The following is a 15,157-nucleotide window of genomic DNA, read 5'->3' as shown; positions in this document are numbered from 1 at the left end:
GTCCCGCCCGTCCAAAAAGGACGGGCGGGACGCCCATCCCACTTTTAAGAGTGGAAGTTATTTAATTCTCATTCCTTACATCTCAAGTATCAAATGTCACAGCGACTGACTTGCACATCTACCTGCTGGAATAGCGAGTCGAGGGTTGACGAGTTGTCCAAAACAACATCAGCTTGTTGACACTTTTGAGCTAGCGGCAACTGGGCGTTAATGCGGGCAATAGCTCGATCGTAACTTAAGCCGTCTCGCTGCATGAGTCGTTTTAACTGCACTTCTGGCGAACAGTACACTACCCAAATTTCGGTACACAAGTCAGTCATGTTAGCTTCAAACAGCAGCGGCACTACCAAAACCAAAGTCAACGTGTCAGCTTTGGGACAGAAACCGGGTTTTTTTTCCACAATACTTCGTTCTAGCTTTTGGTGAAAAAAGCCGATTTCTTGAGTCTTTGTACCTAAATCCTGTGTGTCTTGGGATACCAAACTTGATGCAGCAATGTAGCTTTGAGTTTCCTCAACTAATCGGCGGCGCACGTAAGGGTGAATCTGTTGTTCCAACCACTGCCGCTCGTCTGCGTTACAAAAAATAATACTTCCCAACTCTGGTCGATTTAAATTGCCGTCCGGGAGCAAAATACCCGCGCCGTATCGTTTTACAATAGAGTCAAGTATTGGCGAACCGGGGTTCACAGCTTCGCGGGCGTAAATATCGGCATCTAAAATCGGAAATCCACAGGCATCGGCCAGATAATTAGATATAGCGGTTTTACCAGTGGCGATGCCCCCAGTTAAACCGATCGGACGGATAATTAGATCGCTCATAATTTTCAGGCGTTTAAACGGAACAGTGTTTCGACACTTACTGTCAGTCTTTGCTATGTTGGTGACACAATCAAATTTAGACTTAAATTTTAAGATTTGCGATCGAGAGTTCGCGTTAGGAAGTGTCAGTATTGGGGTGCGATCGACTCTTTTTTACCTAAAATCTCAATTTTAAACTCGCATTAAGGTCTAGACCGAGGCAAACTTATGAATGCTCAACGTGCTGTGCGGTCGATTCTGGCAGCAATTCCCATTGCTGGATTTTTGATATTAGATTTTTTCCCCAACCTGGTTTTCCTCAAAGAAAACAGCAACGGATGGGTACTCGTGGCAATTTATCCCCAATCTCAAATTGCTGCGGCACAATCTATTACTCCAGCCCCAGACGGCACCGGAACCAATGTCACCGCCCCACGTACAGCGTCGCCCCCTCGCTACGACATTCAGGGCGGCACTACCTCCAGAGACGGAGCAAATTTGTTCCACAGTTTTACTCGGTTCAATCTGAATTCGGGCGAAACTGCCAATTTCATCTCCAACCCAAGCGTTAAAAATATCCTCGGCCGTGTTGTGGGGGGCGACGCTTCCTTAATTAACGGTCTAATTCAAGTTAGCGGCGGCAATTCTAATTTGTTGCTGATGAATCCCGCAGGCATCATCTTCGGAACAAATGCCCGACTCGACGTGTCCGGGTCTTTTTTGGCTACCACCGCTAGCGGTATCGGTTTTGACGACGGTTGGTTCAACGGTACTGGGGCGAACGACTTCGCGGCCCTCGTCGGAACGCCGAATGCTTTTGTTTTTGGCGCACAGCCGGGGAGTATTGTCAATGCCGGTAACTTGGCTGTCGGCACCGGGCAAAATTTGACTTTGCTCGGCGGTACGGTCATCAGTACAGGGCAACTTTGGGCCCCAGGCGGTCAAATTACTGTGGCGGCTGTTCCGGGCGAAAATCTGGTGCGGTTGAGTCAAAACGGACTTTTGCTGAGTTTAGAAGTTTCTCCAGCAGCCGCAGTGTCGGGTTCGGAAGCTGTTCCCTTCTCTGGGCTGAGTTTACCTCGGCTGCTTTCGGGCCCCGGCGCGGCTAACGCTACGGGTATAACTACGAACGCTCGAGGTGAAGTGGTGCTCACAGGCGGCCAAACAGTGCCTGCAGGGGCTGGAACTGCTCTGCTAGGCGGTGCTGCGGACGTGTCTGCCAGGGGGGGTGCGGGAGGAAGCGTCAATGTGTTGGGCGACAAGGTAGGGCTGTTTGGAGCGAAGATTGAGGCTTCGGGCCCCGACGGCGGCGGAACGGTGCGGATCGGGGGAGATTACCGAGGCGAGGGAACTGTGCCGACTGCCGGGATGACTTACGTGGATGGCAAAAGTTCGATCGCAGCCAACGCAACTGAATCAGGCAACGGCGGCAGAGTTGTTGTCTGGGCTGACAACACCACAGCATTTTTGGGCAGCATCAGCGCAACGGGCGTTTCTGCAACGGGAACCGCAGGTGTTGGCGGGTTTGTGGAAGTTTCGGGCAAGCAAAGATTGATTTTTAACGGTACTGTTGATACCTCTGGGACAAACGGTTTGGGGACTTTGCTGTTAGATCCAGAAAATATTTTAATTACAGATTCCCCAGAAGCTGCGGGCGATGCGGAAATAATTGCCAACAATAATATTTTGGCAACAGGAACGCTACCAGGACAGGAAAATAATTCTGAGCCTTCGCTGACAATTTCGGCTAGAGCTTTGGAAAGTATGTCGGCGACTGCAAATGTGGTTCTCGAAGCGCTAAATGATATTACAATTGCTGATTTGGCGGACAATCAGTTGAGCTTTCAAGCAACTACTGGTTCGGTAACATTTAGAGCAGATGCCGATCGCAATGGTGCGGGTGCTTTTTCGATGAATTCTGGAGATACAATTAGCACGGCTGGCGGTGCGATCGCCATTTCTGGAAACCAAATTACTGCGGGCAATTTGTCGAGTAACGGCGGAAATATTAGTTTGATGAGTCCGGGTTCGATTGTTGCCAACAATATTTCTTCATCCAATCCCAGCACCGGCAGCAGCGGGAATATTTTGCTCGAAGGCCTGAACGTAACGGCACAAAAACTGGATGCCAGCGGCCCGGAAGCGACGGGAAATATAACTGTGACGGCTCGGAATGTTCTGGGAGCGAGCTCGATCGCAGCGGGTTCGGGAAACATTACTTTGACTGGTAATGAAATTAATTTTAAAGGCGACAAAAATTCAGTCAGCGGTACTGGCTTTTTGGTGCTGCAACCTTGGAGTCCCGGTCAAAATATTGCGATCGGCGGTTCTGGAAATGTCGGCACTAATATTTATTTGAATCTGACGGCAAACGACCTCGGAAGTTTGGAAAATGGGTTTGCTGGAATTACGATCGGGCGCAGCAACGGTATCGGTTCAATTCTGATTGCTAACGATTTCACATTTTACGATCCGCTAATTATTCAATCGCCGGCGGGTTTGGGAACAATCACTACTACAAGTTCCCTGACAGGGGCAGACAATGCCTCAATTACTCTCAAAGCTGACGGCAATATCCGTACCGGAAATATCACTACCAACAATCAGGAAATTCGCATCGTCAGCACCGCAGGCAATGTCACCACCGGTCAGCTACTTACTGGAACTGCTCGCACCATCAACACTTCTGTCAATCCTCCCGAAGATATAGGCAATTCGGCGGGAGATGTGAGTGTTACTGCACAGGGTACGGTGACTGCTGGCGCGATCGACACGAGGGGCGATCGCGCGGGGAATGTGACGCTGACGGGGCCCAAGGGAGTCACTGCCGGGGCGATCGAAGCTGGCGGCTCGAAAACACCGGGAAATATTACTTTAACTGGCAACGAAATTGACTTGACGGGTGACAAAAATTCGATCGCCAGCAACGGCAATCTGGTGCTGCAACCGGCCGATCCCAGTCAAAATATAATAATTCAAGGTTCTGGCGATACAGAAGCTCTGAACTTGACTGCTGCTGAATTGAACACTTTTCGGAATGGGTTTGCTTCGATCGCGATCGGGCGCGCTGACGGTAGCGGTGCGATCTCGATTGGTACTCCAACGCCAAATTCCACGCCAAATTCAACGCCAAATTCAACGCCAGTGGCGGTGACATTTCAAGATCCGACGACGATTCGATCGCCGTCTGGCAGCGGCGCGATCGTGGGAACGGGTGCGATCGTCGGTACTGATAACGCCACGATATCTCTGATGGGCGGTACTGTAGCCGTCGGAGACGTTACCTCGATTGCGGGGATTAACATCACTAGCAGTCAAGGCAAGTTGACTGCTGGTACGGTTTCATCTCGCTCAACTTCCGGGGTGGCGGGCCCTATCAATATTCGCAGTGCCGGTGCGCTAGAAACCGGCAATATCGATGCTTTTGGTGCCAGAAGCGGGGGAGATATTTCGATTGTGGCGCCGGGCCGGATCGTTACAGGGGTGATTAACTCGAGTTCGCAATCGGGAAGTGCGGGTTCGAGCCAAATTACTGGCCAGAAAGATGTTGAAGTTGTTTCGATCAAAGCTCGCGGCAATACGGGCGGCGATGTGGCAATCGAGGCGGGGGGAGCGTTTCGGGCTGCAGGAACAGGAAATGCTGCTGAACGCGCCCAGGTCAGCATTTCTACAGAGGGGCTGGCTCAATCGGGTTCACAGACGCTGCTGCAAAGCACTTGCGCGTCGGGAACCTGCACGGTGGCGACTGTTGGGACGGGAAACTCGAAGTCGAATACTGCTACTTCCTCAACTGCGATCGGGCCGCTGGCGATCGTGCCGACTCCGGCACCAACTACCACTGTGGAACTGCAAACTACAGAGAATTCTCAACAAATTGTGACTCAGGTGAGTCTCGGCCCCCCAGTGTCTGCCCCAAAGCTCAGTAACGCAAATGTCTCGCCAGAACCTGCTGTTGCGTCTGTTGAGGCGCAGTCTAACCAGACTGCTGCCGGCCCGGTAGTGCGATCGCCGTCGGTGTTAAAAGACAATTTGACCGCGCCTGCGGTGACAGAAAACGCCAGCGTGGCAAAAACTCCACAGAAGCCGGGGAGTGCGGTAACGTCAGAAGGTATCGGGAATGTGAGGGTTCCTGAGATTTCTCGATCGAACTCGATCGCGCAACTAAGTCCGATCGACGCAGTGCAGCAAAGGGATAGAACTCAGGGGCGGGAATTTGAACGTTACTTTGGGGGCACTGTGACTGAAAAGTCAGTCACGCAGCAAAGTATTCGAGATACTCTCAGCAGTGTCAATCAATTGACTGGGGTTAAACCCGCCATCCTTTACGTATGGGCAAAAGACAAACATTTAGAACTTGTGTTGTTGTTGCCAGACGGCAAAAATGTTTTTAAAAGTGTGCCGGCAAGCCGCGAGACAGTGCTCAAAGTTGCTAAAGAATTTACTAATGCTATCAGAAGTCCCAGGAGATTGAATGCTGTTGATTACAAGCAACCTGCCGAGGAACTTTACCAGTGGTTAATTGCACCGCTGCAACCGGATTTGGAGGCTAACAAGATTGACACTTTGGTGTTTTCGATGGATGTCGGTTTGCGAACTTTGCCTTTGGCTGCTCTTTACGACGGCAAGCAGTTTTTGGTAGAAAAGTACAGTTTGGGGCTGATTCCGAGTTTGAGTTTAACTGATACTCGCTATGCCGATGTTAAGGGTTCTGAAGTGTTAGCGATGGGTGCGTCGAATTTTCCTGCCAAATACGATCAAAATCCTTTGCCTGCGGTGCCGCTGGAAATATCGACTATTGTGGGCAAGATTTGGCCGGGTTCGTCTTTTCTTAATGAAGCTTTTACTTTGGCAAATTTGAAGCAGAAGCGCAATCAACCGCAATACAAAATTATTCATTTAGCTACTCACGGCGATTTTCAGCCTGGGGGGGCCCAAAATTCTTACATTCAGTTTTGGGATACTAAGTTGCGGTTGAATCAGTTGGATCAGTTGAAGTTATCTAACCCGCAGGTGGAGTTATTGGTTTTGAGTGCGTGTACTACGGCGGTGGGAGACGAACAAGCTGAGTTGGGGTTTGCGGGGTTGGCGGTGCACGCTGGGGTAAAATCGGCTTTGGCGAGTTTGTGGTATGTCAGCGATGTCGGTACTTTGGGGCTGATGACTGAGTTTTACCAGCAGTTGCGTACAGCGCCGATTAAGGCTGAGGCTTTGCGGCAAGCGCAGTTGGCGATGCTGCGGGGTGAAGTGCGGTTGCAAGATGGTTATTTGGTACGATCGGGCAACAATCAAGCTCTGCCTTTGCCGTCGGAGTTGGCCGCCAGGGGCGATCGAAATTTGTCGCATCCTTATTATTGGGCCGCTTTTACCATGATCGGTTCGCCGTGGTAATTCTGAAGACAGAAGGAAGTTCGGCAGCGGATTCTGTAACGGATGTAACGGATGTCAGTCCGATGTCTGTCGGAAGAAGGAAGAAGGAAGATTAATGCCCAATCCCCCATGCCCAATCCCCCATGCCCAATAACTAAGCTGTGTTGCATTTAAATAGGGTGTTAGGATTTGGTGAAATGGAACAGGGAACGGGAAACGGGGAACAGACAGTATGTAATTTAAATGCGCGACAGCTTACTGACTAATCACTAATTGAGTCAGCCGTTTGAGGATGCGGAGCACGTCATAAAGTTCGTTGCCGGGGTTCCGGGTGAGATACCCCTTAGATGTGCTATATCGAGGTGATTCTCCTTTCACTAATTTAACAAAAATGAAACTGCCACCTGTAGCAATCATGCCGTAACTAGGTTTGTCGGGATTGGGATTTGCTAGCATATAAGCTAAGATTTGCGCCAATCCCGCTTCGATCGAAAACGAAACTCGCTTCGATTCTATTACCATCAGCCACAACTGCTCTTTTAAAACTAAAGTATCGAGGCTACCTTTGATAATAACGCCTTCATCTTCTTCGGAAATTTCGACGGATTTTTCTGGTTTAATGTATAAAGGATGCAGATAAAACTCGCCTGCAAATAACAGCGGAGAGACAATTGACAAACTAATGGTTTTTTCCAGCATCGGCGGGTATTCCAACAAGTTGAAGTAACCCGCTTTAATCTGATCTAGTTGTCGTTTTTGAAAGTCGGTAATTTCTGGTAACTCATCTTGCCATTCTCTGAAAAATTGGTCGTCTGTGACAAGTTGAAGGTCAAAAAGTGCTTTTAATTCTTCTAATGTGACATTTTTAGCTTGAATTGTTTGAACCATAATTCTAGCCTGTTAATTTTATGGGTACTTATAATTTTATCAAATTTCCAGATAATATGATGTACCGTCGAGCGATAATAACAAAATTGGTTCGTAGGGACGATCCAGAGTCCTGACCAAATTCGCTGGGAATTGCATTCCTCAATACCAGCTTAGGAATGAGAATTAAATAACTTCCACTCTTGAAAGTGGGATGGGACTGAAAGCCCGTCATGAGTGGACGGGCGGGACGCCCATCCCACAATAACAATTAAAATTGTAAGTTATTTAATTCGCGATCCTTATAACGCTTATTTTACCGAAGATGATATAAGTCAAAATTTAATTCTGCTAATTCCAAATTTTTTGCAAATTGAGAACAAATCCCGGCAAAACATTTTCCCCAGACAGAGTGAGAGGAGATTGTAAAACTTCCACATCTTGACCGGGGCGATAAATTTCAAATTCCCGTTTTTTGCGGTTAATTAGCCAACCCAAACGGCAGCCATTTTCCATATATTCTTGCATTTTTTCCTGACTTTTTTTCAAACTGTCGCTGGGCGAGACTAATTCAATGACAAAATCGGGACAAAGCGGGATGAATTTTTCTCTTTGTTCGGGCGTCAAAGCTGACCAGCGGGATTTTTCTACCCAAGAAGCACCGGGAGCTCGATCGGCTTTATTGGGGAGAGTAAATCCTGTGGAGGAATCAAACACTTCTCCGAGTTCAGTTCGATCGTTCCACGTCCAGATTTGAGCATTGGCTGTTGAGTTGGTTTTCCCAGTTTCTCCTCCGGTTGGGGGCATGACAATTAATTCTCCGTTGGCGTTGCGTTCAAGTTTCAAGTCCGGGTTTTCTTCGCACAGTTGATAAAACTGTTCTGAAGTTAGTTTTATAATGGAATTGAGGTTTAAGGTGATAGCAGTCATTGTTATTTACCTGCTGTTTTTATTAACGACATTAAGAATTAAAAATGAGTAATCCCATTTTTAATTCTTAATTATTAACTTCTAATTCTACTGCAATTGTTTGATTCTGCTGAGCGCGTCTTGATAGGCACTCGTTCTGCCGCCTTGCTTGTAAAGTTCTGCTGCTTTTTGAAAGTCCGCAATTGCTTTCGGTTGGTCTTTGTTGTCCAGGTAAGCTAAAGCTCGGTTGTAGTAAGCGTCGGCAAAACCGGGATTGGCTTCGATCGCCAGGGTGTATGCTTGAATAGCATTGGAACCGCGTGTGGGTTCGAGTTGGGCTAAGCCGGCGGTGATGAAAGTGCGGGCATTACCGATATTAAAATACAATTCAGGGGTATATTTGGGCTTGAAAGCGAGTGCTCTGTTGAAATCCGCGATCGCCTCCCAAGCATCTCCTCGATCTAACAGCGAAAGTCCTCGAAAATAATAGGCTTGGGCGTCTTGGGGATTGGCGGTGGATACCGGGCCGATGGTTGCGGGAGTATTGTCTACTTTCAACTCGGATTTGTTTATTCCCGCCGCCACTAGCTTGGCGATAAATGTATTGATGGGAACTGCTGCGTTAAATCCGGTTTTAATCGGGGCGACTTCGCCGGAACTGGTTTGAGCAAAACCGAATTCCCCTTGTCCGTGTAAACCGATGACTCGGCCTTCGGAGTCAAAAACTGGGCCGCCACTCATGCCGCTCCAAGTTACGGCTTGATACCGCAAAGTGTAACCTTCCGGGCGGTTGCCGGGGCGGCTGGTTACGAGTCCGGGAGAGAGTTCGGGTTCTCGTTCGGCGCCGAAAAGTCCGCCCGTAGCGGGATAGCCGTAAACGAAGATTTGAGTGCCGATGACGGCTAAATCGGAATCTGCGATCGTCGCGACTGGATATTCTTCGGGGCTTTCAAATTTGACTACAGCTAAATCCGGGTCAGTTTCGGCGGTTTGCAAACGGGTGACGGAGGTTGCTGGATAGTTTTTGCCTTTAGACGTGCGAACGGTGTATTTCACGTCTGCTTTTTCTACGACGTGGTTGACTGTTAAAACTGTGTAAGTTTTGCCTGTTTTGGCAATAATTACGCCAGAACCGTCTCCGAGAGCACTGTTAATTTGTACTGTCAGCGGCCCGGCAATGCTGGCGACTTCTTGGGGGGTTTTGGCGATCGCACTTTGGCTGATGACTATGGTTAAGGCTGCGGTAGTTCCTGCTAGCAGGGTGGTTAAGGTGTCGTAACGAGAAAAATTTATATTCATGGCTATTGGTAATTAGTAGTTGGGTAGCGGGATTTGGCGGAGGAAGGGCGATCTATCCTTGGTACTTTTTTTGTTTTTAGTTTTATTGATGATTTGACGCCAAGGAGATCGGCTTTGTTCTTTAATGATGATAATTTTACTCGCTTTTTTGTTCCGCGATTCGCTATTTCACTGTAGGCGGCGCACTGCGTACCTTAACTAATCTCCATGCAGGCTGCCCAACATACTTAGGAATGAGAATTAAATAACTTCCACAAGTTTGTGGGATGGGCGTCCCGCCCGTCCAAAAAAGACGGGCGGGACGCCCATCCCACAATAACTATTAAAATTGTAAGTTATTTAATTCGCGATACTTATTATAACTCAACAATACATGACTCGAACTCCGTGCTTAATTCTTCCTTAGTTATGCTTCCCCGCGCGACTCGCATGACTAAATCATATACTTCATCGTCGGTCAAATTCAGAGCGCCACCATTCAAACGCAAAAAGGTATCTGTCACTGCAAAAGCCGATCGCTTGTTACCGTCAATAAAGGGATGATTCATCGCTATGTGATAGAGATAGGCGGCAGCTTGTTCGCTAATCGTTGAATGCAAAAATTGACCGCCCAAAGTTGCTTGCGGTTGAGCCAAAGCCGACTCTAACAAACCTTCATCTCTAACGCCGGGAGTGCCGCCAAACCTCTCTATCTGTCTGGCGTGGATACTTAAAACCATACTTTTGCTGACAAAATTAGGAGTTGGCAAGGCGACGGTAAACCTCCTTTCTTTCGTGTTCGGAATTTAGATATGCCTGCCATGCTTTGGCTTCTAGTTTTTGTTGTTCTTCTTCAGTCTTTAAGGAACGGACAAATTCAAGCACTTTCAGCAGCACGGGTTCTGGTACTTGGTCTAGTTCTTGAAGAAGTTGGTCTTTTGCGGTCATGTTTCTTTCCTCCTAATGATCGTACAACTATTTTACAACCTCGCTTGTGCCCATTGGACGATCGCCTCAGTCAATCCGTCTAAGGTATATTCTTTGGCTTCTACGTCTAACTTACCCAATAATTTCTGACAGCTTTTGGAAGTTTCAGGGCCGATGGATGCGATGCAAACGTTTTCCAACCAATCCTTAGACAGCGACAATTCCGGGCTTTGTTCTATGAGATTGCAGAAGTTATGTACGGTTTTGGAACTAGCAAATGTTATGATATTTACGGCTTGATTTTGGAGTGCAGAGAGGGCGATAGGATCGATAGTTTCGGGACAGCAAGATTGGTAAGCTGGCACTTCTATTACTTGCGCTCCTTTGGCGGTGAATTCTTTAACTAAAACTTCTCTGCCGCCGCTTTCTACTCTCGGAAATAGGATTTTGCAGTTTTGCAAGTTGTCGGGGAAGTTCTCGACTAGGGAATCGGCGACAAAGTTGGGGGGAATAAAGTCTGGTTGTAGAGAGTGCGATCGCAAACTTTCTGCGGTTTTTTTCCCGACAACTGCGATTTTAATACCAAACAAACTCCGGGCGTCTTTGCCTTTTGCTTGTAATCGTTGAAAAAAGCAGTCTACAGCGTTGTGGGAAGTGAGAATTAACCAGTGAAAGCTTGACAATTGTGCGATCGCGCTGTCTAATGGTTCCCAAGTGGACGGGGGCCCAATTACCAAGGCGGGCATTTCGATCGCGCGGGCTCCTTGTTGCTGGAGTCGATCGCTAAATTCAGCCGACTGAGAAACAGATCGCGTGACTAAAATGGTTTTTCCTGCTAGCGGCAATCTGCTGTTATTAATGGTGACTGGTGTATCGATCATATTTGTGCTTTCTGGCTGGATTAAATATTCGCGCAATCTGACTACTTCCCCAATTACGATCGCGCAAGGCGATAGAGATTGACCTGCTGTTTGCTGTACAATGTTGGAGAGAGTGCCCAGCCAAATTTGCTGTTCGGGGCGGCCGCAATCTCTGATAATGGCGATCGGAGTTTCGGGCGATCGTCCGTGCTTTTGCAATTGCCAAATTATCTCGCTTAAATTTCGCCCTCCCATCAATATTACCAAAGTTTCTATCTGCACTAATGCTTCCCATTCCAAAGCATCCGGTTCGTGGGCGCTCATCACTGCAAAACAGCGGCTCATCACCGGATCTGTGAGGGGAATTCCTGCTAGTAAAGGTGCGGCTAAGGCGGATGAAATTCCGGGTATTACTTCAAACTCGCAGCCCGCTGTGATTAATGCTTGAATTTCAGAACTGGAGCGACCAAAAATAAACGGATCGCCGCTTTTTAAGCGGATCACTTGTTTTCCTAATTTGCAATGTTCTACCAGCAAGCGGTTAATTTCTTGCTGCTGGGTGGAAGGTTTGCCGCCGCGTTTGCCGACTTCTATTTTCCGACAAGTTGCTGGGATTAATTCGAGTTGCGGGATGTCGATGAGAGCATCGTAGATTAAGACTTCGGCTTCGGATAGCAGTTTGTGCGATCGCACTGTCATCAAGTTACAATCTCCAGGCCCCGCACCGACTAGATAAACTTTCCCTGTTGGGTTTTTCATAACTCCTCCTCAATAGTATAATTTAAGGAAGAAGGAAGAAGGAAGAAGGAAGAAGGAAGAATGAGCAATTATGAAATAACAAATAACAAATAACCAATGCCCAATGCCCAATCCCCAACGCCCATTCCTTAACCAGACATCCTATATTTATGCAGATTATCATCATCACGGCCGCCGATGCAAATTACTTTGAATTGGTGCAAGGTACTATTTTATCGGTGCGGGAAAAACCAGAGGGTGAAAATGTGGCGATCGGCTTTTTCGATCTCGGCTGCACTCCCGAACAGTTGCAGTGGCTGGAAAGACAAGTAACTTTTATTAAAAAAGCGGACTGGGATTTTGATTTTCCCGGTAGAAATGAAGCTCCAGAACATTTAAAAGGACTATTAGTTAGACCTTATTTGCGAAAATACTTTCCCAATTTTGATATATACCTTTGGATAGATGCAGATGCTTGGGTTCAAGACTGGAGAGCAATTAATTTGTTGGTTGAAGGAGCATCGCGCCGGGGGCTGGCAATTGTTCCCGAAGTTCACAGGGCAAGCTTGCAGCAGTACGGGCAACTTCCTCAGTTTTGGCCGTGGGTTTATCAACAATATGAAGCTAACTTTGGTGTAGAAATTGCTAATAAATTCTACAGTTATCCGATATTAAATGCCGGAGTTTTCGCACTCCGACAAGATGCTTTGCACTGGGAAATATGGGCTAAAAAAATCAATCAAGGATTGCAAAGATCCGGCTGTGTCATGACAGATCAATTTGCCCTCAACCTCGCTGTTTACAGTGGCGAATTGTTCAATCTCACTGAAATGCTCCCAGCTTGGTGCAATTGGATATTCAACGGTTTTCCGGTTTGGGACAAGCAGCGAGGCTGTTTTGTGGAGCCGTACTTGCCGCAGGAGGCGATCGGCATTTTGCATCTAGCTGGCCGGCAGCAGTTTGACAGAGTACAATTGATGGCAACTGACGGCGATATACTGGAAATTAGCGTCCGTTACCAACCTAAAAAACAGGAAGCAGTCCAAATATTTCAAAAACCCAAAATGACTTACCAACAACCTGAACTTAGCAAAAATCATTTATTACAACCAGGGGATTACGTTTCGCCAGGGTTCCAAATAATTATACCTGACTCCTATTTCCCCAATATGATTATTGCCGATCCAAATACGAGTAACTGGCCTTATTTGCGCCGGGAAGTTCCGCATAATTGGTATGCAGACAAGCGCTATCCATTCATCGGGTTTTTGAATCGCGACGAAGCACACATTCTTTACAATACTGCTTTGCAATTCAAGGGTAAAAAAGCATTAGAAATAGGTTGCTGGCTGGGTTGGTCTGCCTGTCACCTAGCGCTCGCCGGAGTTGAGTTAGATGTCGTCGATCCGCTGTTAGAAAGAGAAGATATCAGACAAAGTGTAATCGATTCAATTCAAAGTGCTCTAAATGCGTCGGGCGTTCAAACATCAGTCGAGCTAATACCGGGCTACAGCCCCCAACGAGTCGAACAATTTGCCGCTCAATTCAACCGCAAATGGTCGTTAATTTTTATTGACGGAGAACACGGAGGTGATGGGCCGTTAAATGATGCCATTGCGTGTGAAAAATTGGCTGAGGAAGATGCAATAATTTTATTTCACGATTTAACCGCTCCAGATGTTGCTAAAGGTTTAGACTACTTGAAAGAAAGGGGATGGAATACTGTAATTTATCAAACAATGCAAATTATGGGTGCTGCTTGGCGGGGCAATGTCGAGCCAGTAAAACATCAAGCCGATCCCAAGATTTCCTGGCAGTTGCCAGCACATTTGCACGGTTACAATATTAGCAGTTTAGAGACAATTAATTATCAAACAGCCAGCCAAACCAATCAAAACCAACAGTCATCTTATACAAGAAATTTTCACCAATTAATCGGAGAAGAAACTCGCACTTCTGCTAGAGAAATTATTCCCCTGCTGTTAGACTTGCTGCAACCCACTTTACCTAAAAGTGTGGTGGATGTGGGCTGCGGTACGGGAAGCTGGTTAGCGGCGTTTCACAAGTTGGGAATTGCTGATTGTTTGGGAATAGATGGCGATTATGTCGATCGCACTATTTTACAAATTCCTTTAAATCAGTTCCAATCCGCCGATTTAAAGCAACCGCTGCAAATAAACAGAAAATTTGACTTAGCAATTTCTCTGGCAGTTGCCGAACATTTGCCTGCTACCTGTGCCGAAAAGTTTGTTAATTCTCTCACTCAACTAGCACCAGTAATTTTGTTTTCAGCAGCGATACCATTTCAAGGCGGTGTCGAACACCTTAACGAACAGTGGCCACAATATTGGGTTTATTACTTTCAGAAAAATGGTTTTGCAGTCATTGATTCCTTGAGAAAAAAAATATGGAACAATGACAAAGTAGAGCCTGGGTACGCTCAGAATATCTTGATTTTTGTTAAACAAGAATACTTGCCGGGATATCCGAGGTTAGTAAATGAATATCAAAATACCGATCTGAATCAATTAGCCATCGTCCATCCCAAGATTTATTTTTCTAGCTTGCAAGCTGCTAGAAAATCAGCACAGAATTTACAATCAGAAAGTGTCAAACAAGTTTCAGCATCGCCACAATTGGCAGATAGACCTTTAATATCTGTGATTATTCCCTGTTACAATCAAGCTCATTTTTTGTCGCAATCAGTAACTAGCGTTATCAATCAAACTTACAAAAATTGGGAAATAATTATTGTTAATGATGGCAGCTTAGATACTACTAGCACAGCAGCCAAAAATTTGATAGCAACAAATCACCAGCATCAAATTAGGCTAATAGAACAAGCTAATAAAGGGATATCAATGGCTAGAAACACTGGCATATCGGCAGCAAGAGGCGAATATATAATGCCCTTAGATGCCGATGATATTTTAGAACCCAATGCCTTGATTTGTCTTTTAGAAATATGTCTAAAATCAAAAGTACCTTGCATAGCATTTGGTTCTTATCAACTTTTTGGCGGCCATGAAAATCACACAATACCCAGTTATGATTTATATTCACCAAAAAAGATTAAACAATATAATATGATTTGCACGTCTTCATTGTATCACAAATCAGTTTGGAATTTGGTCAAGGGTTACAAAGCAGAGATGAAAGAAGGTTATGAGGATTGGGAATTTTGGGTTAATTGTCACAAACATAGCATTCCTTTTTTTGGAACGACAGAAATAATTCTTAATTATCGTCGAGTTCATGGTTCTAGGAATGAAACTGCTCAAAGTTACCATCATAAATTGGTAGCACAAATTGTTTCTTACAATCCTGAACTATACGATATTGAAACTGTTAATAGTGCTAACAAACTCTTGAAATCAATCTAAAATTCATCTTTTTAAGAATGACTAAAGT

Annotated in this window: 9 protein-coding genes; 2 read left to right on the top strand and 7 right to left on the bottom strand. The window is 46.3% G+C overall.

Annotation, left to right across the window (positions count from 1 at the left end; all coding sequences use genetic code 11):
* Positions 1 to 89: 89 nt before the first annotated feature.
* Positions 90 to 821 carry a dephospho-CoA kinase gene (gene coaE, locus QUA50_RS23835; protein WP_333258448.1) on the bottom strand — a complete coding sequence of 244 codons (732 nt, stop codon included), beginning with the start codon at positions 819 to 821 and terminating at the stop codon, positions 90 to 92.
* 207 nt (positions 822 to 1,028) lie between these two features.
* On the opposite strand from coaE, the gene QUA50_RS23830 reads away from it, so the two are divergent.
* The gene (locus QUA50_RS23830; protein WP_333258450.1) at positions 1,029 to 6,188 is read left to right on the top strand and encodes a CHAT domain-containing protein; all 5,160 of its coding nucleotides are present in this window, start codon (positions 1,029 to 1,031) and stop codon (positions 6,186 to 6,188) included.
* 234 nt (positions 6,189 to 6,422) lie between these two features.
* On the opposite strand, the gene QUA50_RS23825 is transcribed toward QUA50_RS23830, so the two are convergent.
* The 6 genes from QUA50_RS23825 to cobA form a co-directional block, all read right to left on the bottom strand.
* Positions 6,423 to 7,055 (bottom strand): restriction endonuclease subunit R, encoded by a 633-nt coding sequence (locus tag QUA50_RS23825; protein ID WP_333258452.1) that lies wholly within the window; start codon positions 7,053 to 7,055, stop codon positions 6,423 to 6,425.
* Positions 7,056 to 7,385: 330 nt separating this feature from the next.
* A complete protein-coding gene (locus QUA50_RS23820; RefSeq protein WP_333258454.1) occupies positions 7,386 to 7,964 on the bottom strand; it encodes a Uma2 family endonuclease in 579 nt (192 codons plus the stop codon).
* An 87-nt stretch (positions 7,965 to 8,051) separates the two neighbouring features.
* Positions 8,052 to 9,242: a tetratricopeptide repeat-containing serine protease family protein gene (locus QUA50_RS23815; protein ID WP_333258456.1), complete on the bottom strand. Its 1,191-nt coding sequence runs from the start codon at positions 9,240 to 9,242 to the stop codon at positions 8,052 to 8,054.
* 356 nt (positions 9,243 to 9,598) lie between these two features.
* Positions 9,599 to 9,961, bottom strand: coding sequence for a type II toxin-antitoxin system death-on-curing family toxin (locus QUA50_RS23810; RefSeq protein ID WP_333258458.1), 363 nt, complete (start codon positions 9,959 to 9,961; stop codon positions 9,599 to 9,601).
* A gap of 16 nt (positions 9,962 to 9,977) precedes the next feature.
* Positions 9,978 to 10,169 carry a DUF2281 domain-containing protein gene (locus QUA50_RS23805; protein ID WP_333053201.1) on the bottom strand — a complete coding sequence of 64 codons (192 nt, stop codon included), beginning with the start codon at positions 10,167 to 10,169 and terminating at the stop codon, positions 9,978 to 9,980.
* A 32-nt stretch (positions 10,170 to 10,201) separates the two neighbouring features.
* Entirely contained in the window at positions 10,202 to 11,767 is a 1,566-nt protein-coding gene (gene cobA / locus QUA50_RS23800) for a uroporphyrinogen-III C-methyltransferase (RefSeq protein ID WP_333258460.1), read from the bottom strand.
* Between the two features lie 149 nt (positions 11,768 to 11,916).
* Here cobA and QUA50_RS23795 point away from each other — a divergent pair, with 149 nt between their 5' ends.
* Complete coding sequence (locus QUA50_RS23795; protein WP_333258462.1) at positions 11,917 to 15,129, top strand: glycosyltransferase; 3,213 nt, start codon at positions 11,917 to 11,919, stop codon at positions 15,127 to 15,129.
* The last annotated feature ends 28 nt before the right edge of the window (positions 15,130 to 15,157 follow it).

Origin of the sequence: Microcoleus sp. M2_D5, from assembly GCF_036701935.1 — a bacterium.
Classification (GTDB): Bacteria; Cyanobacteriota; Cyanobacteriia; order Cyanobacteriales; family Microcoleaceae; genus Microcoleus.
Note: the sequence above shows the minus strand (reverse complement) of the source record. Positions and strands in the feature narration are given on the sequence as shown.

Coding starts and splice junctions, on each gene's coding strand:
- QUA50_RS23830 (WP_333258450.1), top strand. CDS start 1,029: ATGAATGCTCAACGTGCTGTGCGGTCGATTCTGGCAGCAATTCCCATT.
- QUA50_RS23815 (WP_333258456.1), bottom strand. CDS start 9,242: ATGAATATAAATTTTTCTCGTTACGACACCTTAACCACCCTGCTAGCA.
- QUA50_RS23810 (WP_333258458.1), bottom strand. CDS start 9,961: ATGGTTTTAAGTATCCACGCCAGACAGATAGAGAGGTTTGGCGGCACT.
- QUA50_RS23825 (WP_333258452.1), bottom strand. CDS start 7,055: ATGGTTCAAACAATTCAAGCTAAAAATGTCACATTAGAAGAATTAAAA.
- QUA50_RS23795 (WP_333258462.1), top strand. CDS start 11,917: ATGCAGATTATCATCATCACGGCCGCCGATGCAAATTACTTTGAATTG.
- cobA (WP_333258460.1), bottom strand. CDS start 11,767: ATGAAAAACCCAACAGGGAAAGTTTATCTAGTCGGTGCGGGGCCTGGA.
- coaE (WP_333258448.1), bottom strand. CDS start 821: ATGAGCGATCTAATTATCCGTCCGATCGGTTTAACTGGGGGCATCGCC.
- QUA50_RS23820 (WP_333258454.1), bottom strand. CDS start 7,964: ATGACTGCTATCACCTTAAACCTCAATTCCATTATAAAACTAACTTCA.
- QUA50_RS23805 (WP_333053201.1), bottom strand. CDS start 10,169: ATGACCGCAAAAGACCAACTTCTTCAAGAACTAGACCAAGTACCAGAA.